This window comes from Raoultibacter massiliensis (genome assembly GCF_900199545.1).
Classification (GTDB): domain Bacteria; phylum Actinomycetota; class Coriobacteriia; order Coriobacteriales; family Eggerthellaceae; genus Raoultibacter; species Raoultibacter massiliensis.
In genome coordinates, this window is record NZ_LT962671.1 from 1,655,220 (window position 1) to 1,680,562 (window position 25,343).

At 61.6% G+C, this 25,343-nt stretch carries 22 protein-coding genes and 1 pseudogene; 3 read left to right on the plus strand and 20 right to left on the minus strand.

Annotated features, from left to right (window positions below; genetic code table 11):
• Positions 1-101: 101 nt before the first annotated feature.
• From C1719_RS11360 to C1719_RS11405, 10 genes are all read right to left on the minus strand, one after another.
• Positions 102-1,214: a sulfate/molybdate ABC transporter ATP-binding protein gene (locus C1719_RS11360; RefSeq protein WP_102375214.1), complete on the minus strand. Its 1,113-nt coding sequence runs from the start codon at positions 1,212-1,214 to the stop codon at positions 102-104.
• On the minus strand, positions 1,211-2,632 hold the full coding sequence (gene modB, locus C1719_RS11365; RefSeq protein ID WP_102375215.1) for a molybdate ABC transporter permease subunit: 1,422 nt from the start codon (positions 2,630-2,632) through the stop codon (positions 1,211-1,213). The genes C1719_RS11360 and modB overlap by 4 nt, the downstream gene beginning before the upstream one ends.
• A 124-nt stretch (positions 2,633-2,756) precedes the next feature.
• Positions 2,757-3,668 (minus strand): molybdate ABC transporter substrate-binding protein, encoded by a 912-nt coding sequence (locus C1719_RS11370; protein WP_102375216.1) that lies wholly within the window; start codon positions 3,666-3,668, stop codon positions 2,757-2,759.
• 290 nt (positions 3,669-3,958) lie between these two features.
• Complete coding sequence (locus C1719_RS11375) at positions 3,959-4,240, minus strand: hypothetical protein (protein WP_102375217.1); 282 nt, start codon at positions 4,238-4,240, stop codon at positions 3,959-3,961.
• A 104-nt stretch (positions 4,241-4,344) separates the two neighbouring features.
• Positions 4,345-4,863 (minus strand): FKBP-type peptidyl-prolyl cis-trans isomerase, encoded by a 519-nt coding sequence (locus C1719_RS11380; RefSeq protein WP_102375218.1) that lies wholly within the window; start codon positions 4,861-4,863, stop codon positions 4,345-4,347.
• Between the two features lie 3 nt (positions 4,864-4,866).
• The gene (locus C1719_RS11385) at positions 4,867-5,220 is read right to left on the minus strand and encodes a hypothetical protein (protein ID WP_102375219.1); all 354 of its coding nucleotides are present in this window, start codon (positions 5,218-5,220) and stop codon (positions 4,867-4,869) included.
• 157 nt (positions 5,221-5,377) lie between these two features.
• Complete coding sequence (locus C1719_RS11390) at positions 5,378-5,653, minus strand: hypothetical protein (RefSeq protein ID WP_102375220.1); 276 nt, start codon at positions 5,651-5,653, stop codon at positions 5,378-5,380.
• A gap of 89 nt (positions 5,654-5,742) precedes the next feature.
• Positions 5,743-6,102, minus strand: a complete 360-nt coding sequence (locus C1719_RS11395; RefSeq protein ID WP_102375221.1) for an oxidoreductase — start codon at positions 6,100-6,102, stop codon at positions 5,743-5,745.
• A gap of 19 nt (positions 6,103-6,121) precedes the next feature.
• Positions 6,122-8,434 (minus strand): molybdopterin-dependent oxidoreductase, encoded by a 2,313-nt coding sequence (locus tag C1719_RS11400; RefSeq protein WP_102375222.1) that lies wholly within the window; start codon positions 8,432-8,434, stop codon positions 6,122-6,124.
• Positions 8,435-8,617: 183 nt separating this feature from the next.
• Complete coding sequence (locus C1719_RS11405; RefSeq protein ID WP_102375223.1) at positions 8,618-8,884, minus strand: hypothetical protein; 267 nt, start codon at positions 8,882-8,884, stop codon at positions 8,618-8,620.
• A 350-nt stretch (positions 8,885-9,234) separates the two neighbouring features.
• Here C1719_RS11405 and C1719_RS11410 point away from each other — a divergent pair, with 350 nt between their 5' ends.
• Positions 9,235-9,822, plus strand: coding sequence for a hypothetical protein (locus C1719_RS11410; protein ID WP_146007890.1), 588 nt, complete (start codon positions 9,235-9,237; stop codon positions 9,820-9,822).
• Positions 9,823-9,931: 109 nt separating this feature from the next.
• On the opposite strand, the gene C1719_RS11415 is transcribed toward C1719_RS11410, so the two are convergent.
• A complete protein-coding gene (locus C1719_RS11415; protein WP_102375225.1) occupies positions 9,932-11,623 on the minus strand; it encodes an MFS transporter in 1,692 nt (563 codons plus the stop codon).
• Positions 11,624-12,429: 806 nt separating this feature from the next.
• On the opposite strand from C1719_RS11415, the gene C1719_RS11425 reads away from it, so the two are divergent.
• Complete coding sequence (locus tag C1719_RS11425; protein WP_102375227.1) at positions 12,430-14,289, plus strand: helix-turn-helix domain-containing protein; 1,860 nt, start codon at positions 12,430-12,432, stop codon at positions 14,287-14,289.
• 19 nt (positions 14,290-14,308) lie between these two features.
• On the opposite strand, the gene C1719_RS11430 is transcribed toward C1719_RS11425, so the two are convergent.
• Entirely contained in the window at positions 14,309-14,638 is a 330-nt protein-coding gene (locus tag C1719_RS11430; RefSeq protein WP_102375228.1) for a hypothetical protein, read from the minus strand.
• Positions 14,638-15,915 (minus strand): MFS transporter, encoded by a 1,278-nt coding sequence (locus C1719_RS11435; RefSeq protein ID WP_102375229.1) that lies wholly within the window; start codon positions 15,913-15,915, stop codon positions 14,638-14,640. Before C1719_RS11435 ends, C1719_RS11430 begins: the two co-directional genes overlap by 1 nt.
• Before the next feature lie 330 nt (positions 15,916-16,245).
• Between C1719_RS11435 and C1719_RS11440 the strand changes: the two genes are divergently transcribed.
• The gene (locus C1719_RS11440) at positions 16,246-17,064 is read left to right on the plus strand and encodes an arylamine N-acetyltransferase family protein (protein WP_102375230.1); all 819 of its coding nucleotides are present in this window, start codon (positions 16,246-16,248) and stop codon (positions 17,062-17,064) included.
• 113 nt (positions 17,065-17,177) lie between these two features.
• Here C1719_RS11440 and C1719_RS11445 read toward each other — a convergent pair whose 3' ends face one another.
• The 7 genes and pseudogenes from C1719_RS11445 to C1719_RS16095 form a co-directional block, all read right to left on the minus strand.
• Positions 17,178-17,774, minus strand: a complete 597-nt coding sequence (locus tag C1719_RS11445; RefSeq protein ID WP_245874503.1) for an ABC transporter ATP-binding protein — start codon at positions 17,772-17,774, stop codon at positions 17,178-17,180.
• Positions 17,771-18,715: an ATP-binding cassette domain-containing protein gene (locus tag C1719_RS11450; RefSeq protein ID WP_245874504.1), complete on the minus strand. Its 945-nt coding sequence runs from the start codon at positions 18,713-18,715 to the stop codon at positions 17,771-17,773. Before C1719_RS11450 ends, C1719_RS11445 begins: the two co-directional genes overlap by 4 nt.
• A gap of 8 nt (positions 18,716-18,723) precedes the next feature.
• Positions 18,724-19,653, minus strand: coding sequence for an ABC transporter permease (locus tag C1719_RS11455; protein WP_219717859.1), 930 nt, complete (start codon positions 19,651-19,653; stop codon positions 18,724-18,726).
• Positions 19,646-20,629, minus strand: a complete 984-nt coding sequence (locus C1719_RS11460; RefSeq protein ID WP_102376047.1) for an ABC transporter permease — start codon at positions 20,627-20,629, stop codon at positions 19,646-19,648. Before C1719_RS11460 ends, C1719_RS11455 begins: the two co-directional genes overlap by 8 nt.
• 23 nt (positions 20,630-20,652) lie before the next feature.
• Entirely contained in the window at positions 20,653-22,302 is a 1,650-nt protein-coding gene (locus tag C1719_RS11465) for an ABC transporter substrate-binding protein (RefSeq protein WP_102376048.1), read from the minus strand.
• A gap of 183 nt (positions 22,303-22,485) precedes the next feature.
• Positions 22,486-24,096, minus strand: a pseudogene (ligA, locus tag C1719_RS11470) (NAD-dependent DNA ligase LigA); the annotation flags it as partial.
• Positions 24,059-25,036, minus strand: coding sequence for a DNA ligase LigA-related protein (locus C1719_RS16095; protein ID WP_102375233.1), 978 nt, complete (start codon positions 25,034-25,036; stop codon positions 24,059-24,061). The gene C1719_RS16095 and the pseudogene ligA, both read right to left, overlap by 38 nt.
• Between the last annotated feature and the right edge of the window lie 307 nt (positions 25,037-25,343).

The window sequence follows — 25,343 nt, forward strand, 5'->3', positions numbered from 1 at the left end:
GTTTCGTATCGTTTCATACATCCAAGCCGCCCCGAAGCCCGCCCAAAACGCGGACAGACAACCTGCTGCGGACTCCCATCGGGTGCGTTCAGAACAACGTGTCATCGGCTCGCCAGGTAAAGCCTGTCTTTCGGAATGCGGATAAGGAGCTCGTCGCCCTCCTGGGGCAGCATGCCCGATTCGACGGAAAGCTTGTTGACGCGCCAGAACACGTGCTGATGCAAGTACTTCATATCGTCTTCGTCGGCGGTTACGGCAGGAGCGTCCGTCTCGTTCCGCTCGGCGAAACCGAGCAGCACCGTACGATCGAACCGAGAATCGCTCACGCGATCGGCCCGCACGCGGAACACGTTTTCGCCGGGGGCATCGGCGCGTTCGAGAAAGAAAGCGCGCACCCCCAAGCATTTGACATCCTTCGGAACCTCCTGCTCGGTAGCCAGTTCGATGCCCCATTTGGGCAGGCGGACATGGTGATCGTCCAGATACTCGGCGGGCGTGGCGTTCTTGCACCCTGAAAGCTTGATGCCCGCCTGGCTCTGCGGGCGGTTCACCAGATCGTCGCCCGTACCCTCCTCCACGATACGGCCGTCCTCCACCACGGCGATGCGATCGCAGAAGCGAAGCGCCTCGTCGATATCGTGGCTCACGTAGAGGATCGTACCGTCGTAGGCGTCGAACAGGCTTACGAGATTCTGCTCGAGCACGCCTTTGAGATGGGCGTCAAGCGCCGAGAACGGCTCGTCGAGCATGAGGATGCCCGGCTTGGCCGCAAGCATGCGCGCAAGCGCAACGCGCTGCTGCTGCCCACCCGAAAGCTGCGCGGGATAGCGATTCTCGAACCCCTGGAGGCCGAAGCGCTTCAATTCGCTCAGCACGATCGCTTTGCGATCCGTCTTCGAGACATCCTTCCCTATGCCCGCCGCAACGTTTTCGGCAACCGTCAAATTGGGAAACAACATATAGCTTTGGAACAGCAGAGCGGTCTTTCGCTCCTGCGGCGTGAGGTTGATTCTGGCATCCGAGTCGAAGAACACCCGATCGTTGACCACGATGCGGCCCTCGTCGGGTTTCTCGATTCCCGCGATGCAGCGCATGGTGAGGCTCTTGCCGCATCCCGATGCGCCGAGGAACCCGAGCGTCTCGTCTTCGGCCGAAAACGAGACGTCGAGCTGAAAACCCGAAAAACGTTTCTTGATGGCAACTTCGAGGCTCATTCGGCCGCCCCCTTACGGTAACGCGTCGTCCGTCTTGACCACAGGTTGATGAACAGGATGACGACGAAGCTGAAGATCAGAATGACGACCGTCCAGAACAGCGCGACGTCCATGTTTCCGCTCATCCACTCGAAGTAAATGGCGATGGGGATGGTGCGCGTGATGCCGACGTAGTTGCCGGCCAGAAACAGCGTAGCGCCGAATTCGCCGAGTGCACGGGCAAACGCGAGCACCGTGCCGGCTGCGATGGAACTCCACGACAGCGGAAGCATGAGTTTGAAGAAAATCTTGGCATTCGACCACCCGAGCGTGCGCGCCGCGTCGAGCATGTTCGGATCGAGCCCCTCAAACGCGCCGCGCGCGCTGCGGTACATAAGGGGAAACGCCACAACGACCGCGGCGATGACCGTCGCCTGCCAGCTGAAGATAAGCGGGAAACCGATATCGATGAACCACTGCCCGAGCGCCGTATTGCGACCGAGCAGCAACAACAGAAGAAAGCCGCAGACAGTCGGGGGCAGCACCATCGGAATCGTGAAGACGGTATCGAAGATGTCCTGAGCGCGCTTCGAGATGCGCAGAGTAAAATACGCGGCAGCCAGACCGAGCACGAAAATGAACACGATCGCGGTGCCCGTGGTCTTGAGCGTCACCCACAAAGGCGATAAATCGATGCCGCCGAGAAACTCTTGGAACGCCGCAAGCCCCGAAGATGCCGCCACGATATCGACGGCGCCAGGTTCGACGATCTTGAGAAAATCAACGTGGGTCGGACGCGTGAGGCCCTCGGCGGCAGCCGACACCACGTCGCTTCCGTCTTCGCCTATAGCGCACACGTAGTATTTGCCCTCGCCCGCCTCGACGGCGAAGCGGTAAAGAATGCCGTCGAGAGCCATGCTGGACTCGCTGGTAAAATACCACGGAACCGTATCGTCCATAACGATACCACCCGTCAGCGATACCTCGTCGAGCGCAAGGAAGTACCGCTTCAGGGTGTCTTGGGAAGCGGAGTCTTCAACATCGCAGAGCGCATGCGCGGAAGGCGGGATGTAGGCGAGCACGTAATCATCGGTTGCAACGGCAACCGCGTAGTCGGGCGATGAGCCCTGATAATAGCTGTACCCGAGATACCGGCCGTCAATCTCGCGGTTCGAGCCCTTTTGGGCGCGGCTGAAGCTGTCGACAGCGAACGAGGCCCCCTCTATGGCAGCCGCCTCGCCTTCGGCTGAAACGACGACGTCGTCGACGGTAACCGTCGAATCGTTCGAAGAAGAACCGCCCGACCCCCCGGGCATCGCGGGCTCGCCTGCAAGAACGTCCCCGAGAGAAGCATCGTCATCCGCAAACGCAAGGCCCGGGCAGAGCGTGGCAAACACCAGCATGAAAGCCATCGCAAGGGCGCTTATGCGTTTTCCCATCCCGTTTCCCCATTCTCATCGCATCCATCACCGCAGAGCCCCGCGCAAGAACGGGGGATGGAAAGCGCGGCCTCCCATCCCCCATCGAAAGCGCGTTGCGCTTAATCATACCGCAAACGACGGCTTACGCAGCCAGCTCGAAGCCCCACTCCTGCCAGATCTTGATGGCATCCTCGTTCGTGAAGGCCCAATCCAAAAATTCCTGTGCGGCCTCGGAGTTGGCGGAATCGGCGCAGATGGCGGCCGGGTAGATGATGTTTTTGTGCGTGTCTGCGGGAACGGTGCCCACGATCTTCACGCCGCCGAAGCGGTACACGTCGGAGCTGTAGACCATCGCAAGGTCAACATCGCCGGAGTTGGCGTAGGAGCACACGTTGCCGACGCTCGAGCCCTCGGTGACCATGCCCTCAAGCGGAGTTCCCGCAAACGTGCCGCCCTTGCCCGCAGAATCGGAGCCCGTCTTACCGTCGGGGTCGATCCAGCACGCCGGATCGGTCGTAGAAAGCGCCTGCTTGGCGTAGTTGCCGGCGGGAACGTTGTCATCGCCCACCGAGATCTTGTACTCACCGGTCGCGATGTCCTCGAGCGAGGACTTCTCGATGTCGGAACCCTCGCCCGTCACGATGACGAGCTCGTTGGTGAACATGTCGAAGCGGGTGTTCGCATCGACGTAGCCTTCGTCGACGGCCGTGTCCATGGTGCCCTTGGACGCCGTGATGAGAATGTCGGCGTACGAGCCGGCGCCGAGCATTTCGTTGAGCGTGCCCGATGCCTCGTACTGTGTATCGGCGAACGTCACCCAATCGTGATCCTGCTTATAAAGATCCTGAACTTCCTCCATCGCCTTCGACAGCGAGTTGGCCGCAAAGATCTGCAGTTCAACGGGGTCGTTGGTCTCCTGCGGTTCCTGGGTCTGCGTGTTCTCTTCCTGCTTGGGCTCTTCAGCTGGCTGCGACGAGCAGCCGGCAAGCGCAAACGCTCCGACGAGCGCAAACGAGAAGACGGCGGCAAGCACGATGCGCATATGCTTTTTCATATGTTCCCTTCCTTGGTCCTTACAGTTCGAATGCCGTTTTTCGGTCCGGCATGCCGTCAATATTATTCTTTAATTAGTATATAGTCAACGAAAAATCAACTGAATCGCGCATATTAGCCTGGCATAAGAATAGCGATAATCGCCTCATCCCCGAATCCGACGCTCCCCAAACGCGCTGATCGCCTGCAAGAACGCGAAAGGCCTGCGAGCGATCCCAAGGATCAACCCGCAGGCCTTCGCCGATCGGCATCGCAAGCCCCGAAGCCCGCCCGTCGAACGCGCGGCAGCGCCTACAGCGGCTCTCTCACCCTCACCTGGCATCTGCCGATCTCGCCGCCGGGCGGATCCTGATCGGCCTTGCGGCAGGGGTTGTAGCAGATCTCCCCGCAATAGCGGCAGACCTTCGGTTTCGGCGTAGCCAGCTCGGTGAGGTCGGCTTCGCATTTCACGCAGAGCTTTCGGCCTCCCCGCTCGAGGTCGACCGCGTTGAAGGCGCCGCATTCGGGGCACTTCACCGGCCGCTTGCGCGGGGGTCGGCAGCCGCCGCATATCGGATTGCAGGACCAACACATACGTTTCGCTTCCTTTCGGCCTTCCCGGACGAACGCCCACCGGCATGCCGCGCCTCGGCGCGCATCCATGCCGTACCGAGGCGCAAAGCGGGCGCGCTGCGTTCTCAGCGGTAGTCGTCGCCCTGATCACCGCCCAGCATCTTCGCCTGCTCCTTCATATGAGCAGCCTTCTCGGCTGCGGAAACGAAGTTTTCAGGCGCATCCTCGACCTCGAGGAGCTCCACTTCGAATATGAGGGTTTTGCCCGCGAGCGGATGGTTGAGATCGAACGTGGCCACGCCGTCCGAGACCCCGATGACCGTTGCGGGAACCGGTGCGCCGTCCTCGGCGTTCGAGAGCCAGACCCGTTTTCCCACCCCGATCCCGTCTACGGGAATTTGTTCGATCGGAATCCGAGCCGTATGGCCTTCAAGATATTCGCCGTACGCTTCGTACTCGTCGACGATGAACGTCTTCTTCTCGCCCGCCTCGTTCATTTCGAGAACGGCATTCTCGAAGCCCTCGATCGCCATGTCCATGCCGGTTTGGAATTTCATGGGATTCTCATGCGTTGCATAGCCGAAAACCGTGCCGTCGTCGAGCCTTCCCGTATAGGCGAGCGTTACCGTAGAACCAAGCTCCATAGCCTACACCTCCGCACCTGCGGCGACGGTCTGCCAAGGCGCACCTGCCGGATTCAGCTTGCGGCGGCGCGAAAGCTCGTCGGCGAACATGATGCAGTAACGCAGGCCTTTCAGGGTAACGTAGAGGCAGGCGATCTCATGGCGGCTTCCGTGGTTGAAAACATCGTACGTCAAAAACTCGCGCTCGATCATCGGCTCGTAAACCGAGCTGCCCCGCACCTTGCTCAACAGCATGTTCACGGGTTCCCTTCCCAGCTCGTCTTGCTTCAAGCTTATGTTGTACAGGATGTTCTCCTGCTCCGGGGTCAAACGCCCGCAGCGTTCGATTTCCGTCAGAATGTCCTCTTCGGTTGCCATGCGCCCACCTTTCCTGTTTCCTGTCCTGCATTCGTTTGCGATCGCCGCCGCGCGCATCTCCGCCGCGGCGATCGAGCGGATCCGCGAATCATGCGCCGTCGGCCGCCGCGGGAGGCCCGCAAACCTCGCCGGGCCTCCCGCAGTCGGCGAACGACGGTTAAACGCCCAGGATGCCCTTCGACGGATCGCTGGCGCCCACGCCGTTTTCAGCATCGCCGGCTTCGTTGCCGGTTCGCTTCGTGGAGGTATAGCCGCCCCACGCGCGGGCGATGAACTTATCCTTCACAAAGAAGATCTGCGCCTTCATAAGGTGCGCTTTAGTCAGATCGAACTCGGCCATCGCCTCATCCTGGCTCTTGCCTTCGGCCAAAAGCGCATTCAGCATCTCAGCGCCCTCGCGAGCGTCGAGCGCCAAGAACTCATCTTCGGTCATGTTGCCCTCCTTCGTCGGTCTTCAACACGGATGCCGCGGTCATCAGCCAGGCGGGCCGACGGCCGCGGCAGTCGCTGCATTCGTACTGCTTACAGTTGGAACAGAACCATCGGACGGTCGAACTCGGCCATCTTGGCGGTCATGTCCTCGAGGGTTCCGTAGTACATGGATGCGGATTCCTCAACCTGCACGGCCAATGGGCGCTGACCGGCCTTGTCGCCGTTCGTCCCCCAATGATCGGAGAAGATCGACGTCGGGCAGGGAATATAGAACCACTCCCACGCGTCGCCGTCGTTGCCCTCGCCCTTCTTGAACGGACCGATCTCGACTTCTTTGATGCCGAACTGGTCGATGGGAAGGCCGAGCTCTTCTTTGCAGGCGATCTCTGCGGCGTGATTGCCGGAGAAATAAGTGTAGTCAACGAGCAAAGCGTATTTCTGATCTGCCATTTATGCCACTTCCTTTCTGTTAGTCCTGGTCGAGACTACGGACGCGGCGAAGGTTGCACATAACGCCCTTATACGGAGCGCCGAAGCCGAGCTTGCCGACGTTGAAGTGCGGCACGAGGCTGTTGAAGTTGGACTTCCACACGCCGAACAGGTTGGGCTCTTCGCCATCTTGCTCGGGGAACCACCAGCCGTGGGCGCAGTTCAAGATGCCGGGCTTGATGACCGGGGTTATCTCGGCCTTGAAGCGGGCTTCGCCGAACATGTTGTAAACCTCGCACCAATCGCCGTCGGTGATGCCGTACTCTTCGGCGGTTTCGGGGTTGATCTGAACCCACGGCCACGGATCGATCTGGCGCAGCGACGGCACGTGGCGATGCTCGGAGTGGAACGAGCTGTAGCGGCGCGAACCCGAGGTGGAGAACAGCGGGTACTGAGCAGCAAGATCGGGCTTGCTGATCTGGCTGTAGTTCGGCTCCTCGTAGTACGGCAGCGGATCCTCGCCCCAGGACTCGTACAGAATCGAATAGGCTTCGATCTGGCCGGTGATGGTGTTGAAGCCAGGCTCGCCATCGAAACGGAGCAGGCCCTTCTCGTACTTCTCATACTCGAACCCATGGGCGCCGGGCTGATACAGCCCCGCCTCGCGGAAGGAATTCCAGTCGTAGCCGACTTCCTTCAGCTGATCGCTGTAGAAGTCTTCGACGGCCTGCGCCAAAGCATCAAGATCGAGCGATTTGCCGTCGGCGGGCTTGTACCACGGCCACCACGAAGGGTTGAGGCGCTGCCCGAACATCAGGCAGATCTCGACGTCGGACTTGCACTCGCCGACTTCAAGCGCCTTGTTCATGGGGCCCATGAACACGGTGTTGCGACCATAGTGCGTCAGCACGATGCCGTTGTGCTCGGCCCAGGTCGCCATCGGCAGGAAGTAATCGCCCACCGCCATGGCCGTCGGGGTCATGGTGAGGTCCTGGACAACCACGAACTCGAGCTTCTGCAAGGCCTTATGCCAGCGCTTCGGTTGCGCCGAGCAGGTGGGAGTCAGGAAGTTCGAGCTGTTGAACCAGCCCATCTTCAAGGCATAGGGCTCATCGGACTCCATGGTGTTCAACGTCTCGTCGGGCTGGGTCGTCGCCATGCCGGTCGACAGGCCCGGCCATGCGGCGGCGCCGATGCGCTTCGACCATACATCGTCGTCCATAGCGCCGCGCTGCTCCATACGCCACTTGCCGAGAAGCGCCGACGGAGGTCCGAGGGTCAGTCCGCCGGGGCGGTCGATCGAACCGGCGAGAGCAGCCAAGACGATGAACGCCTGGGAAAGCTGCACGCCGTTTTTGTTCTGGTCGAATGCCAAACCCCACGCCCAGCCGATCGGGCGCTCGGTGCCGATGATGTGCGCGACGCGCTTGATGTCCTCAACCGGCACGTCAGTGATCTCGGAGACCTTTTCAACCGGATACTCGGCCGCGCGGGCCTTCATCTCGTCGAGGCCGTAGATCCATTTCTCGGCGAATTCCTTGTCGTACTCGCCGCTCTCGAACATGAGATTCATGATGCCGAGCGCAAGGGCGGTGTCGGTCTGCGGACGTACCTGCAGGTTGATGTTTCCGTTGTGCGAGCCGACCCAGGTGATGCGGGGGTCGATCGAGATGATCTTGGTGCCGAGCTTCATCAGGTCGACCAGGCAGTGGCCGAAGAAGCCGTCGCCGTTGGACGGCAGGGGCTCTTTGCCCCACACGACGATCCACTTGGGCACGGTGTAGCGCGGATCCTGATAGCTGCCCGGAAGATGGCCGGCGTAATCGAGCTCGGGATAGCCCGCGCCCAGCACGTAGTCGGCGATGGAGCAGCGCGGTCCGTAGCACGACCACCCAGACTGCGTATAGCAGCAATTGGGAGACTGCAGGACGGAGAACGTGAGCGCGTAGTAGAAAATGCACGCCTCACGACCGGTGCCGCCGAAGACCACGATGGATTCGGGCCCGTAGTTGTTCTGATAGTAGCGCACTTTCTCGCAGATGGTGTCGAGAGCCTCATCCCAGGTGGTTTCGACCCACTTATCCTTGCCGCGATCCTCGAACGCACGCTTCATCGGGTGGATGATGCGTTCGGGAGCGTAAGTGTACTCGCGCAGAGCAAGGTTCATCGCGTTGACGCGGCCAGTGGTGATCGGGTTGTCGTCGTCACCCTCGACACGGATGAGCTCGCCGTCTTTCGTCACGACCTTGACGCCGTATCCGACAGGGTGGCTCCCCGGAGGCGACCACGTGTTGCTGCGGGTTACGACCGTCCCATCCTCGTTCACGGTTTGCCATTGTTTACCGTATGCCATGTTTTCCTTCCTTCTTTCTTTGGTTCACTCGCTTCACTCACTCGTAAAACCTTGGAAACTCGCCGCGCATGCCGTGCGCGGCTTTCGGACGCTATCGATTCCGTGCATCACCTCCTCGATCCCCTCGGACGGCGCCGGATCAACCGATCGCCGCCCTCCTGCACGGTGCTCTGCCTGCTTGCGCTAAGCGGTCGGAGGTTTCGGTGCGCTGGGAGCGGCAGGGGCTCCCGGCGCTTTCGGGGCGCCCGGAGCAGCGGGGGCGCCCGGAGAGCCGGCAATGGGAGCCGCATTGGGAAGCGGCTTCGTGCCGTCGAGATACGGCGTGAAATCGCACTTGCAGAACGGGCAGTTCTTCAAGGTGACGCCCGCCATCATCTGAATGGTCTTGCCGCACTCGGGGCATTTGTTCATGCCGCCGCCGGCGGATGCATCAGCTGGTCTGAAACACATGGTGAACCTCTCTCGTCGATCGCTTCGGTCTGTTCGGCAGCGCACGCGCACCACGCTTCAGACCCTCGGATATGCCATGCACCCACGCCCGCAGCACCCTGCACGACGCGGATGAGCTCGAAGCATCTGGCGTTTCTCAGCTTACGGACTGCGCGGCGAGCAACATCGAATCAGGGGGACGTTTTTGCTGCTGCAACCATCGTCCTGCGGGGTTGATTTTCGTCGGACTGTAGGGTTGGGTGTTTTTATAACCCCAGTTCAAAGGTGCTTTTTTTCACATCCTAGCAACGTGTAAAATCACTTCGATGCGCTATAATCCCGCCAACGTAAAAGCAGCGTCGGGAGGTCCCGTGAAGAACAACAAGGCTTATCTGCCCAAGGATGCATTCGCCCGCCATGAAGATTTCGATGTGTGGTACGCCGATGGAGACACCTTCCTGAGCATCAGGGGGGCATGGGAAAGCGAGAGGAGCGAGATTGCGATCTTCGGGCGCATGGGAGGCGAGATGGGAGCCGTCAAACCCGATGCCAAAGCGCTTGCGTACTATCTGAAGCTCGAGCGCTGGGAATACGTGTTCCACACGCGCCGCCTGTTCCAGGACTACTACGTCAACGGGATGCGCTGGCAGATCGACGGAACCCTCAGCGAGCCGCCGCTCGACTTCGTGCGCGAGGACGATTCGGTCAAAGACGTGCACGTGCGCGTGGTCGAATTCATGGATCGCGGCGAATGCTACGAGATCAAGGCGAAAGACGTGGCGAAGCTGAGGATAGCCGTCGCCGCCGTCATCGCAATGGGCATCAAAGAAGAGTACCGGGGACTGAGCGAGGGCATCGAGAATCCGAACGCGTCGAGGCTCGAAAAGGCGAAGAACTGGCTGTTCGCAGGCAAGGGGAAAACCTATGAGCAGCTCCTCGAAGAGGATGCCTCCCGCTGACAAGCCCGCAGCGGTGCCCCCAAGAAGCGCACCGCAAGCTCCCGAAACGTAAAGGAACCCCCTGACCGGGGGTTCCTTTACGTTTTCCACGCGCACGTGCGGCGAGATGCTATTTCGCAGCGGCCTTGTTCTTCGCAAGCTGCTTTCCGCCGAATACGAAGAAGTACACGAACGGCAAGAGCAGGCCGATCGCCATGAGCGGCAGCGCGTAGGGCTGCTTCGACCAGTTTTCAACCACCAGCGGGCACACGATGCAGAGAATCGCAAGGATGGCTACGATGACGAGCATCACGACGAAGCGCACGGCACCGTCCCTCTCGGAAGCGCCGAGCTTCTCCTCTTCCGCCGCAAGCTGATCCATCGATTTGCCCGCCGTCTCCTTCACGAACAGGACCGTGCAGACGAATCCGAGCGCGAACGGAACGATGAGGACGAGTACGACCGTGCTCCAGTTGGTCGCACCTGTTGCCGTTTGGAAGAACGCCATGCCCGCAATGCCGCCGAGCACGATGGACGAGGCGGAGCCGCCGAAGCGGGCGAACGCCTGGCACCACGACGTGCCGGTGTTGCGGATGGCGGTCGGATAGCTTTCCGGCATGAGAGGCTGCACGGCGGTGATCGCGTAGTTCAACGCGAAGCCGAACAGCAGCATGAGCGCGATGCACAGGCCCATGTTGTTCGGGGCGACGAACAAAGAGCACAGGATGATCGCCACGATGCAGAACAGCCACGAGAAGGCGAGGTTGCGCTTGCGGCCAACCTTGTCCGACACGAAACCGACGGCTATGTTCGATGCGATGGCTGCCACGTTGTTCCACGTCTGCAGCGCGACGCTATCGGCCGACGAGTACCCGAGGCCCACGAACCATGTGGGAATCCAGGCATTCATGCCGTACACGCAGAACTGGCCCACGAAATAGGCGGCCCAGATGGCGCACGTCGCCACGATGAACTTGCTCGAAAACAGAACCGAGGGCCCGGTCTTCGCAGGCTTCGGAGGCACGATGAGCAGAGCCGGGTCGTAGGTGTGCGAGGTATGCCGCGTGGCCTGCTCGATCTGAGTGAGGCGCTCGCAAGCCTTCTCCTTGTTACCGGAGTTCGCATACCAGTGCGGCGTCTCGTGCATCGTGAAGATGAGAACGATGCCGTAGAGCAAGGGAATGGCGCCGATCAGATAGCACAGACGCCAGTTCGCGTACATGGTTGCCGTGCCGCCGTCGGCAGTCATGTACGTTACCTGGTTGGTAAGTTCGCCGAGCAGCGGCGTCGGGGCATTGCAGATCGGGTTGGCGATGAGGCCGGCGAGAACCCAGCCGACGACCATGAAGGCCATGCCGAACGTCACGAACACGCCGCGCTGCTTGGACGGCATGCTTTCCGAGAACACCGTCGTGACAACGGGAATGCAGGAACCGACGCCGAATCCCGCGATCAGGCGGAAGGCGGCGAAAAACGCCAGATCGTTGGCGAAAGCCTGCGGCAAGGTGAACAAACCGTAGAACATGACGGCGGCGATCAGCGTTTTCTTGCGCCCGAGCTTGTCGGACATGATGCCTCCCACGGCACCGCCGATGACCATGCCGAGCAAGCCCCATGTGGTAAGCGAGCCCATGAGCGCGCCGGGATTGGCGTTATCCGGCCAAAACGTATGCGCGACGAACAGGTTGGTCGAATTGACGATCATGAAATCGTATCCGTCGAAGATCATGGCGAACGCCAAAAGCACGAAGACTATCCAAGTATGCGAGCTGATGCCAATAGAGTCGATGACCTCTGAGATCGTGAACTCTTTTTTATCCATCAGTCCCCCCTTCAGTGTGAGATCGTTTGACCGGACGCTCCCGATTACGGAAAGCGCAGGCCAGCCATTTGTCTGAAATCACCTTGTACGCAATAGCAAGACCGGGTCCGACCGCGTTCGCGCCGCGATGCGGATGCTTCAGTATTTCAGAACCTCACGCCTGAAAATAACGGATGCTTCCGTAGTTTCGATCGCCGTTTCCATCGGCTCTCTCAACCGACCGAATCGCTCGTCGCCCAGAAGAAACGATTGCGCGCGCCCCCTTTCCCCTTCTCTTTCCCGGTTTCGTTTCCCTTGCAAGCAGAAGCAACCGCAGTCGATTCCCTGCAAAAGAATCAAGCACATCGAAGGGTACGGAACCGAAATCGAGCGGTCATCGGCTCGCCGGGACGCTTTCCCCTGGCCCCATCGGTCCGAGGGATCGATTTATCGAAATGCCGCGAACGCAAGCGAAAGCCGCAGAGCCCAAGTGGGCTTCGCATCCGGCGAACCGGGGTTCCGAAAGACGACGCCGTACTATGCCGCACGGCGGTAAAGATGCGTTTTCGCAGGAGAAACCATCGACCCCAGAGGTTGATTTTTATCGATCTTGCGGCAGGAGGGATAGCATATATGCTGATGAGAAGCCTAATTAATCGTTTATCGATAGTTGAACAGGGAGAGGCTTCCGTTTATGATGGCGAACAGTGTTTTTCGGGGGCTCGGCCGGCTCCCACACGATCATGAGGCGCAGAAGGCCGTGCGCCGAAGGGAATCGCTAGGCGATCACTCGACCGCAACGACAGGGGAAAAGCGAGGTTCCGCTTATGGCTATCACGTTTCCGCGAATCAGCATCACGGTAGACGACGATCGAGGCACGGGAACGCAAGGCGAGCTGAACATACTCGCACTCGGGTTCGGCATCCACCAATCGTGGATCTACACGGCAATGTTCGGCACGACGACCATATTCCACGTTCCCCAGGCACTCGGCCCCGAAGCGCAATCGTCCATATCGCTCGTCTTCCTCATCTCCATCGTCGTGTTCGGCATATCTCTGCTGTTCGCCGCAATGACCGATCAGCGCTTCCTCAAGTTCTACACCGCAAAACGCGTGATCATCGCCGCAGCCGTTCTGACCGCCATCGGCACGGCCGCCGTGTTCGCGGCAAACGCGCCGGGAGTCCTCGGCGCGGCCGCAACGCTGTTCGCCGGCATCTCGACCGGCATCGGTTCTGCTCTGCTTCTTCTGTTCTGGGGCATCGCCTTTTCGCGCCACGGAGCGGCGACCATCGTGATGAACACGGCCGTGGCCATCGTCATCGCCATCGCCCTGTACTCGTTCGTCCTCCAGATCATCCCGCCGCCGTTTTCGGGCATCCTCACCTGCTGCCTGCCGCTGCTCGAACTTCCGCTTCTGTGGCGGCTCACGCCCGTCAGCTACGCGGTGCGCCACGCGATACCCATCTTCAACCCGCTCCCCGTGCGAAAGCCGCCCTTCTCGATCAGACTCGCGTTGCCCACGCTTCTGTTCGGCTTCGCCCTCGGTGCGCTGCGATCCATATCGACTCAGGTCATCTTGCCGTCATCTGATCTGACCACGCAGCTGCTCGCCCTGATTGCAGGCGGCGCCGCCACCGTGCTGCTGCTCGTCACCTCGTTCTGCCTCGACAAGCGCGGCCACTGGGATTTCCTGTTTCGCCCGCTTATCCCGTTCATCGCCGTTACGCTGTTCTTCCTGCCGACGCTGCCCATGGGAAACTCGGTGCTCGAGCCACTGGTACTCCTGACCGGCTACATGTGCTTCGAGGCGCTCATGTGGGTGTTCTTCGGCGAGATGTCGCAGGAGTTCAGGCTGTCCCCTATCTTCGTGTTCGGGATCGGCCGAGGATGCCTCGCGCTCGGCTCGCTTGCCGGATCGCTTTCGGTTGCCGATCCCTCGATCCTCGGATCGCTGACGCCTTTCGGCGAAGCGGGCGGCGCCGTGCTCATCATGTTCGTCATGGTGATGGCATATGCGCTCCTGCCGCGCGTACGCGACATCAAACGCATCGTCATCGCCCCCGAACCGGAGGGCTATCCCGCCATCGCCACGTTCAACCGCCAAGCGGAACTTGCTGCGGAAACGTCAAGGCGCGTCCAGGACACGGAAGAAAGCGGCGAGCTTCGGGTGAGAGCCGACGGCGCATCCGCGGGAGAGGAACGCCTTCGCGTCCAACACGAACCCGGGCGGCATCCGAACGCCCAGGATACGGGAAAAGGCGCGCACGACGCGCGCGAGAAGGGGGGCGTTCGGCATGCAGCGGGTTCGGGACATGCCGGCATTGCATCGCCCGCGCAGAAACCCGCCTCGCTGGGACCGTCGACGCGATCGGCCGAGGAAGCAGACACCGCCCGGAAAAGCGGTCGCTTCAGAGCCCAATGCGAGACGATCGCCGACCGCTATCTGCTTTCGCGCCGCGAAACGGAAGTCATGTTCCTCTTGGCGAAGGGATACAACGCCGCCTACATCCAGGACAGGCTCTGCATCTCGAAGAGCACCGCGAAAACCCATATCGGGCACATCTACCGCAAGCTCAACATCCACAACCAGCAAGAACTGCTCCTCATGGTCGAGGAGACCGACGACCCGACGCATTCCGAGGGAGCTTTGCGCGGACCGCTCGGCCCGAACCGCCGCGCGTGATCGTCGAATCAACTCCGATTCACAGACGCTCGTAGGCGCGCACGTCGTCTTTCGTGATCGCGTGCTTTGCGCAAAGCTCCTCGATGCGTCGCCCGCTCTTCGCGAAATCGGTGCTTGCCGAACCCGCGAAAACAGCCAGTACGACCGCGGACAGGAACATGGCCGCCGAAGCGACCATGCTGCCCTCGGGAATGATTCCCATCGTCTCCAGCAGGGGCTTTCCCGCTATGATCAAAACGACGACCATGATGGCGAACGCGCATTTGATGATATCCATCCTGCGCTTGCCCTTAAGCGCGCAGATCTCCTCGAGCGCCGCGATCCTGCGACCGCCCCGTTTCGCGGCCATTACCGCCCACCGCCCGCCTCGGCGCTTTTCCTGCGCGCCTCGAGCCTGCGCATGTCGAAGTTCCACAGCCTGGAGAACGGCAGCACATCAAGCGTCGCAACGATCGAAAGCACGCCCATGACCGCAAACACGGCAAGGCGGTTGTCAGCTCCGCCCACCGCCGCCTGAATCACTATGTTGAGAACGGAGCCGAACATGATGGCGAAGTTGGCCAGAGACAGGTTGAGCGGGTAGCTCTTCGCGCCGAACCGCTGGCGCGCGAACGCCGAAGCCACAACCGGCACGCCACCGTAGCAGAAGCCGCAGCAGAACGCACCCGCAACGTAGAGCGCGGGGATGCCGGCTGTGAACGCACCGATGATGCACGCGCAGGCGACCACGGCGATCAGGCCGTCGACGAGCATGGTGGTTTTCACGTTGGTCTTATCGTAGATGAGCCCGATCACGACGCGGGCGAGTCCGTTGCAGGTCGAAACGAGGCCTACGAGCAGCGTCGCGAAGCCGGCATCGAGCCCGACCGCCTGCGCGTCGGAAGCGCAGTTGCCGATGGTGGCGAGGCCGATGGCAATCACGATGATGGCCCAGATCCAGTACACGTAGAACGTCGGCGTCTTGAGGGCCGCATCCTGCTCGCCGGGATCATAGCCCGAACCGCCCGCCTTCTCGGGAGCCATGCGCTGGACGATACCGGCGGGCGGGCGGCGAAGCGGCAGGGCAAGCACGACGACCACCGAACACGTGATGACGCCGATGAGCGCAAACACGGTGCCGAGCCCCATCGAGGCGACGAGGTTCACCGACAGCGTGCCGAGGATCAGCGATCCGAGGCCGAAACCCATCATGAGCACGCCCGATGAAAAGCCCACCTTATCGGGAAACCAGAGATTCGTCGTTGCCACGATGCAGTTGTAGCCCACGCCGACCCCCAACCCGCCGAGCACACCGTAGCACAGGTACACGACCTCGATGCTGCCGTAACCGAAAAGCCCCGTCCCCGCGAAGCCGCAGAGGAACAGCACGGCGGCAACGATGAGGGCGCCCCTCGTGCCGAGGCTCTTCTCGATCTGCGATCCGCCGATGGCCCCGAAGCAGAACGTGATCATCATGATGTTGAACGTGAGTCCGACAGCCGCCTTGTCAAGTCCGAACGCCGCGCTCATGGGCGCCGCGAACATGGAGAACGCGTATATGAGCCCTAGGAACAGCAGCGCGAGGGTCGACAGGGCAAGGTAGAGAGAACGCGTGCGTTTGATCTGAGCGATAGAGAGCTCTGGCATGGACAACCCCTTTGTCGATACGGATGCGAAACGATTCGTCGAGCGCCGCAGAAGCGGCACCGGCCCGCCATCCGAAAGCGCAGGGACCGCAGGCCCGCCCAGTGTACCGAGCGCAGGAAAGCACGGATCCGACCACCCGCCCTAAGCCGAGCCGATTTTCATCCCCGCGTGGGTACGACCCCTCGCACTCCTGGGATGAGCTGCGCGAGAATTCGACGGCGATCGCCCGTTATTGGCTCTTCCAGGGCGATGCGCGCGCCTCGGCGCAAGCTATAGAATCGGTTCGCCTGGGATGCGGCGGCTTCGCAGGCCCGCGCCGAAAGGAGACCTATGTACGAAGAGCTCTACCAACCCATTCCGGATCGCGCACGGTATTGGGATCGCCTTGGGATGGACGAGCCCGCAGGCCCGCTCGATGCCGAGACGCTCGACCGCATGATCGCCGCGCACCAGCGGGCGATTCCGTTCGAAAACCTCGACATCGTCGATTTCGGGCGCACGATAGACCTCGGCATGCCCGCGCTGTTCGACAAGATGATCGCGAGGAGGCGTGGAGGCTACTGCTTCGAACTCAACGCGTTGTTCTGCATGCTGCTTGCAGAGACGGGATTCGATGCCGCTCCGTGCTTCGCGCGGAGCCTTAAGAACCGCGGCTACACGCAGCCGATCGCCCACCGCGGCACCATCGTGTCGCTCGATGGCGAAAAGCTGTTCTGCGACGTGGGATACGGCGGGCCGATGCCCGCATGCGCCCTTCCGCTCGAAGACGGGCTGCGCATCGTTTCGTGCGGGCAGGCTTTTCGCATGGACCGGCAGGACGGCCCTTGGTGGAAGCTTACGTACTGCGGCCGCGAAGATGCAAAGGCCTGCGGCTCGGATGCCGAAGAAGCCGTGATGGCGTTCATGGATCTGCCCCAGGACGAGGTCGATTTCGTACCTCTCTCCCACTTCTGCTCGACGCACCCCGATTCGGTATTCACCCAATGGAGAAACGTCAACAGACGCACCGATGACGGCAGCGTATCCATCGTAGGCGACGTGTTCACGAAAACCGTCCACGGCGAAAAGAAACGGGTGACGATCGAATCGGAGGCGCAGTACCGGACGATCCTCGAAAAGGACTTCGGAATCGAATTGCCCGGACGCTGAACCGAGGCATGCGGCAAGCCTAACCCGACGACGCGCACCGAGACGCTTCGCCGCAACCTCGCATGCAAAGCCCGAATGCTCGCTCAGACGGAAGCCGATCCGAAAGCGCGGTTCTACAGCTCGACGATGCGCGTTGCGATGCGTTCGGTCAGCGCGGGCGAATGAGACACGAATACGAGCCCGATGCCCCGACGATCGACCTCGGATACGAGGAAGCGCCAAATCTGGGCCTGCGTGAGCGCATCGAGCATCGTCGACATCTCGTCGGCGATGAGGAAGCGGGGATCGGCCGTAAGCGCACGGGCGATGCAGAAGCGCTGCAGCTCGCCGCCAGAGAGCTCGTGGGGGTAGCGGTCCATCCATTCGCTTCTGATGCCGAGGCCGCTCACCAGCGACGGATCGGCATCGCCGGCTTCGGAAAGCGTGCGGCCCAGGCGCATGCGGGGATCGACCGCCGCCTCGGGATGCTGCCAGATCATCTGCACGGGACACGCGCCGCGCTTCGGAAGAGGCTCGCCGTCGACGAGCACTTCGCCTGCATCGGGGGCAAGGTAGCCCGCAAGCACGCGGGCGAGCGTCGTCTTGCCGGTGCCCGACGGCGCCGAAAGCGCCACGCGCTCCCCGCTTTCCACGCGAAGCGAAACACCGTTCAGCACGGCATCGCCCTTTCCGTAAGCATAGACGATATCCCTGGCTTCGAGCACGCTCACGCGATCACCTCGAACCCGTGCTCGGGCAGCGCATGCCATAGCTGCTTGCTGAAGGGATGCACAAGCGTATCGGGCGATGCGAAATTCGCAACCGCCGTCTCCTCGACGACCGTGCCGTCCTTGAACACCGCCACGCGATCGGCCACCCGCAGGGCAAGCTCGATATCATGGGTGATGAGCAGCACGCCGCCGCCGCGATCGGCGAACGTGCGGAAGTCGTCGAGCGCCGCCACCGCCAGATCGAGATCGAGGCCGGGCGTCGGCTCGTCTGCCACGATGAGCTTCGGATTCTCGATGAGCGCGCAGGCAAGCAGCACGCGGCGGGCCATGCCGCCCGAAAGCTCGAACGGGTACAAATCGTCGACCGACTCGTCGAGGCCGTAGCGCGCAAACAGGCGGTTCTGTTCGATCTCGCGATCTTTCGCATCGCCCGAGAAACCGCGAACCTGCCGTCCGACCTTCATGAGCGGATCGAGGTGGTTGACGCTTTGCGGCACAAGCGAGATGCCGTTGCCGCGCAAGGCGGCAAGCGATTCGGCATCCTGCAAAACGCCATCGAACCAGATGCGGCCGCTCACGGATGCATTCGGCTCGTACAGACCGAGGATCGCATCGGCAAGCAACGTCTTGCCCGAGCCCGAAGCCCCCACAACCGCCACGATTTCGCCGACGTGGACCGAGATGCTCAACGCATCGATCACGCGCGACTCCACCTTCTTGGCGCCGAAGAACGAGCCCGACGCGACATCGTACATCGAGAACGACACCGTGAGATCTTCCACCTGCAAAAGATGATGGCCCCCCGCATGGTGCGAGGAAGGCGCATGGGAGTGTCCGTGATGCACGTGCGCCGAAGCGTGCTCAGCCGCTTCGTGGGCCGCTATGTCGTCGGTTTCCCTCGCCATCCGCATCCCTTTCTCGCTTTCGGTTCTCTCTTCCATGCCCAACCTCAATCCTGCGAACTATGCGGGTCGATGAGCCGTCTCAGGTTCGACCCCGCCGCATCGAACAGCAGCACGGTCGCGATGAGGGCGAGGCCGGGAAACACCGCAAGCCACCACATGCCCGCAGAAAGGTACCCCATCGACTCGCTGAGGATGACGCCGATGGCGGGCTGCTCGGGCGGAAGCCCGAATCCGAGAAACGTGATGGCTGCTTCGTGGAGGATCGCGTGGGGAAACAGCAGGATGAGTCCCACGAGAAACTGCGGCAGCACATAGGGAAGCATGTGTCGCACCGCGATGTTCGCGCGGCTTTTCCCCAGCTTGCGAGCAACCTCGACGAACGTCGATTGCCTGCACTGAAGTATCTCTGCGCGCACGACGCGGGCGAGGCTCGGCCAATGAGTCAGGGCCACGCCGATGGCCACGCCCCAAAACCCCTTGCCGAGCGCAAACGAAATAAGGATGAGCAGCACGATGTGGGGCACGCCCATCATAAGGTCGATAAGCCACGTCACGGCCGCATCGACCTTCTTGCCGCCAAGCGCCGCAGCCGCCCCCAGCACAAGGGCGACAAGCGACGAGGCACCGGCTGCGAGCAAACCGACGAGCACGCTTGTCGAAAGGCCGGCAAGCGTGCGCAGGAACATATCGCGCCCCATCCAATCGGTTCCGAACAAATGCGCGAAGCTCGGTGCGAGGTTCTTCGCAGAGAAGTCGGTCTGCATCGCCGCATCGGTCGCGAGCACGCCCGAGATCACGATCGCCGCCAGCAGCGCAACGGACGCTACGAGGACGACAAGCGTGCGCAAACGATTGCGCGAACGCTCGGCGCGCGGCGCATGGAAAGCCGTCGTCGTCTGCACGACGGGCGCATCCTGCATGCCCGGCGCCTGCGCGCCCGCTCCCCCGCAGGTGGAGGTACCGTTGTCAGCCATGCGCCTCACCTCGCTTGATACGGGGATCGACAACGCCGTACAGCACGTTCGCGATCAGGTTTCCGCCGAACACGAACGCCGCCGAAACAACCGCTATGCCGGCGAGCAGCGCAACATCGCCGCCAAGACCCGCCGTCACGGCCGCCTGCCCGAGGCCCGGATACGAGAACACCTGCTCGACGAGCACCGATCCTCCGAATATTTCGGAGATCGAGGCGAATTGCAGCGTGAGAGCCGGCAGCGCGAGGTTGCGCAGCCCGTGGCGGCGCATGGCCCCCCACACGCTCATGCCGCGCGCCCGCGCGAAGCGGAAGTATTCGCTTCCCATCACGTCGATCGTCTTCTCGCGCGTATGGAGCGCGATGTTGGCCACCCCGATCACCGAAAGGGTGAGGGCGGGAAGCGCAAGATGGTGCAGCGCATCGGCGAAGGTCACATCGACGGCTGAAACGCCGATGGGCACCGAGAAGCCGAACGGGAACCACCCGAGCTGCACCGAGAACACGATGAGGAACACCAATCCCAGCCAAAACGTCGGCGTCGATGCCAGCAAGAAGCAGTACCCCTTGATGATGCGGTCGACCAAGCGGCCGCGGTACACGCCCGCCACGATGCCGAGGACGAACCCGATCGTTCCCGATATCGCCCACGCAACCGCCATGAGGGCCGCCGAGTTGGCGAACCGGGTGGCGATCACCTCGGCGACGGGCGCGTTATAGCGAAGCGAAGTGCCCATATCGCCCTGGATGAAGCTGCCTGCCCAGTTGATGTAGCGCTCCCACATCGGAGTATCGACGCCCCAGTATTCGGCCAGCTGCGCGCGCTTCGCCTCGCTCATGTTGATGTAGGCCGCCTGACCGACGTTCGCCTGCACCGGATCGATCGGAGATATGCTCACGAGGATGAAGGTGACCATGCTCACCGCAATCAGGAGCAGGACGAACTTCGCGCTATGCTTGAGTATGAACCGGGTCATCGCTTTTACGGGCGCCCGAAGGCCTAAGCCCAGCTCCATTCATCGATGTTGTTCACAAGCGACCAACCGTGCCCATGGGGATGGGGCTTCTGCTGGGCCACGTGCAAGTTCTCGCGCTTGAAGTACAGGTGATCGACATCGGCGAGCCATACCCACGTTGCCGCGCCTTGGGGGGCAATGCCTTCGGCACCGTCCCACTGCGCCTTCTTCCAGAACTCGTAGGAGTCGGCCACATCCGACTGCGCGAGCGCCTCATCGAGATACCCGTCGACGGTCTCGCTCTCGTAGCAGGCGTAGTTACCCCACCCGCTCGAATAGTTGAGCTCGTAGACCTCGGTCGGCGAATTGGAGCCCCAGCCCCACAGAATCGGACTCGAAAACTGGTTGGGATACAGATCGTCCCAGCTTCCGCCCTTGATGGAAACCTCGATGCCGATCTCTTTCATCTGGTTGGAAAACTCGGCGGCGAGCGCCTGGCGCACCGAATCGTTCGAAGCGTACCACAGGTCGAACGCCGCGCGCGTACCGTTCTTTTCAAGGATGCCATCCGATCCGGCAACCCAGCCCGCATCGGAGAGCAGTCGTTTCGCCTGCTCGCGATCTGTTGAAATCCTCATGTCATCCGACGACCACGGCATGTTATCCGAAACGCTGAACGCGGGCGCGCCGTAGCCGTTGAGCACGTTTTCGATCATCGCATCGCGATCGACTGCGTAGTTGATGGCGCGCCGTACGGCGATATCGCTTGTCACCGCGTTGCCTGCCGGATATTCGGTTCCGCCGTCGCTCTTCGTCGCCCCGGGCTCCACCGTAGGCAGCGAGATTCCGCGGCTGTCAACCGTTTTGCAGGCAAGCAGCTCGTAGCCTGCAACCTCGTGATCGTGGTAAGTGGCCGAAGTGAATGCGATGTCGGCTTGGCCGGAATTGACCGCAGCAAGCGCCGCATCCTCTTCCATGAACACGACGATAACGCGTTTCATCCGGGGCGTTTCGCCGTAGTAATCGGGGTTTGCCGCCAGGATGACCTGCTGGCCCTTATCCCACTGCTCGAGCATGTAGCGCCCGCTGCCGACAGGGTTGCTGCCGTAATCTTCGCCATGCGCGTGAGCGGGCACGATGCCCACGACGGCAAGTGTATAGAGCAATGCGTTGAACGGTTTGCCCATACGGATCTCAACCGTCGTCGCATCGAGGGCCACCACCTCGTCGACCATGCTCAGGTCGGCTTCGGCGGCATCGGCTTCCCTGATGCCGTTGAGGGTGAAGGCGACGTCTTCGGCCGTCAGCGGTTCGCCGTCGGTGAACCTCACGTCGTCGCGAATCACGAACGTCCAGGTGAGCCCGTCTTCACTGCACTCGTAGGACGTCGCAAGATCGTTGACGAACTCCATATCGGCGTTCGTGGTGATGAGCGTACTCTGGATCAGCGGCTCGTGAACATGCTCGCCGCAGCCCCACGACACGAACGGATCGAATCCGGCCGCCGGTTCGCTGCCGGTATTCATCGCAACGATCACCTGATCTGCCGCGGTGTCCGCGGCCTGTCCGTTCTGCGAGCTCGAAGCCGCAGGATCGGCGCCCGCCGCGCAAGCCGAAAGGATGCCGCCGAACGCCGCGCCTGCCGCTGCAGTGCCGGCAAGCTTTACGAATGTACGGCGCGTGTATGCTCCCATGATTCCCTCCGCCCTCATGCCGATGCGATTAACCGTTCTCTCATCAGCATAGTGTTACGTTTTAACTTTACGTAACACAGGATAGCAGAGTTCTTGCATGATGGTGTTACGAATTTGGTATCCGTAACTTTTTTGGGTGAACGGCGCATATGCCGCAGCCGATGACGCGGCATTCGCGGGCGCCTATTTCCCAACCGGCACCTCGCCCGTCTCGATGACGGCGAGCAGCGCATCTTCATCGAGCACCGGCACCCCGAGCGCGATCGCCTTATCGTACTTCGAGCCAGCCGCTTCACCTGCAACAACGTAGCTCGTCTTCTTCGACACGCTGCCCGACACCTTGGCGCCGCGCGCCTTCAAGGCGCTTCCGGCCTCATCGCGCGTCATGCCGCTTTTCACGAGGCTCCCCGTCAGCACGAAAGTGAGACCCTCGAGCGTTTGGGGCAACCCGTCTTCGCCGCCGGTCGATTCCTCGAGGTTCACGCCCGCCTTGCGCAGCCGCTCGATCACCTGCAGGTTGTCGGGCGTGCGCAAAAACGACCAGACGCTCTTTGCGATGATGGGGCCCACTCCGTCGATTGCCGAGAGATCCTCCACGTTTGCCTGTTCAAGCGCATCGATCGAAGGATACGCCGCCACGATGAACTCGGCGGTGGTCTTGCCGACGTGCCGCACGCCCAAACCGAACAGCACGCGGGCGAAACTGCGCGATTTGCTCGCCTCAATGGCGGCCACGAGCTTCGCCGCCACGGTAGATCCCAGCCTGATGGGGTCGCCGTCCTTGTTCACCCTGCCCATATCGAGCAGCGAGAGCTCGACTTCGTCGAGGCTGTAGTAATCGGCCACATCGGCAATGCGGCCGCTTTCGATGAGGCGCGAGATGATCTCCTCGCCCATGCCTTCGATATCCATGGCGCCGCGGCTTGCCCAGTGGCGCAGACGTTCGAGCGCCTGGGCGGGACAGTCGATCGAAATGCAGCGATACGCCGCCTCGCCCTCCTCGCGCACAAGCGGCGATCCGCAGCTCGGACAGGTTTCGGGCATCTTCCACGGCAGGGCCCCCTCGGAACGCAGGCTCAGCACGGGTCCGAGCACTTCGGGAATCACATCGCCCGCTTTGCGCACGATGACGGTATCGCCGATGCGCACATCCTTGCGGTGCACTTCATCGACGTTGTGAAGCGTAGCGCGGGCGACCGTCGATCCCGCAACAACCACCGGATCGAGCTCAGCCACCGGCGTGCACGCCCCGGTACGGCCCACCTGAACGGTGATGTCGCGCAAAAGCGTCGTCTTCTCCTCGGGCGGGAATTTATACGCGATGGCCCAGCGCGGGGCGCGCGCGGTGTATCCCATCGATTCCTGCATGGCGAACGAATCCACCTTCACCACTACGCCGTCAATCTCGTAGGGCAGCTCTTCTCGCCGCTGCAGCGCGGTCTTGCAGAACGCATGCACCTCGTCCGCCGTTTCGCAACGTTTCACATCGGGGTTGACGTGGAATCCGGCTTCGCGCAGCCATTCGAGCAGCTCCCACTGCCCCGATGCGGCGAGTTTGCCTTCGTCGGCGATCGCGTACATGAACGTCGAAAGATCGCGGCCCGCAGTGATCTTGGCGTCCTTTTGGCGAAGGCTTCCCGCCGCAGCGTTGCGCGGGTTCGCAAACGCGCTCTTGCCGTTCGCAACGGCGGCTGCGTTGAGCGAGGCGAAACTCGATTTCGGCATGTACACTTCCCCGCGCAGTTCGAGCGCGGCTTCAAGATCGACAGGGCCCGCCAAAGNGGTTCGCAAACGCGCTCTTGCCGTTCGCAACGGCGGCTGCGTTGAGCGAGTCGAAACTCGATTTCGGCATGTACACTTCCCCGCGCAGTTCGAGCGCGGCTTCAAGATCGACAGCGCCCGCCAAAGCCCCGTCGCGCAGGCGCAGCGGCACATCGCGCACCGTGCGCATGTTCACGGTCACGTCTTCGCCCGTCGTGCCGTCGCCGCGGGTTGCCGCACGGATGAGCACGCCGTTCTCGTAGGTAAGCGCAATCGACGAGCCGTCGATTTTGAGTTCGCAGACAACGGGGACCATGCGGCCGAACGCCTCGATCACGCGCTCGAGCCACGCGTCGAGCTCCTCGATGTCCATCGCGTTGTCGAGCGAGTACATGCGCCGTTCGTGCACAACGGGCGCGAACTGCTCGCCCACGTAACCGCCGACGCGCTGGGTCGGCGACGACGCGTCGATGAGCTCAGGGTGCTCGGCTTCGAGTTCGCGCAGTTCGCGCATCAACGAATCGAATGCGGCGTCGGATATCTCGGGAGCATCTTTGGCGTAGTACAAATACGTATGGTGTTCTATCTCTCGGCGCAGCGCATCGATGCGGGCTTTCGCATCGGCTGCGGCCCGCGCTGGATCGTCGGATTCGAACAACCTATCGCCATTCGGGTCTGCCATGGTATCTTCGCCTTCGCTCTTGATCTGTACCGTAAGCGACCGGATGCCGGTGCGCAGCGCAGCATTTCGCCGCTTCGGCACCATCCGGCCTCGGGCATCTATTGTAGGGCAAAGCTTTGTTTTTTCCCGCAAAACGGACGCAGTGAAAAGAAGAAGCCACAATCCCGATAGAAGAAGGAAAGAACGGCCGCGCAATGCGAGTCGGGCGAGCCGGGCGGGTCCGCCACACCGAGCGCACCGAGCGCACCTGCGGGCGGTCGCGCCGNTTCGCACGACCTGCACGTTTACCATGGATCACAATCGCAAATCGCTGATTATTGCAATTATCATTGCCCAAAGTGGATTTTTCAGCCAGATTGGAATGAAGCCGTGTCGTGCGGTCTCCCGTGCACCAATCGCCCTCAGTTCTGCCAATTTATCTCGACAGTCCTGCGGCTGGCGCTTCATTACGTTATTGGTCCGTACAGATGCTCGCGATTGAACTGGGGGCTTGCAAACACCCATTTTGACCGCGCGCGGAAATGGACCTGAAGCGCCTTGGTTTTGCAGGACTGTCGAGATAAATTGGCAGAATCGGCTTTTTTTCATGCACAACCGG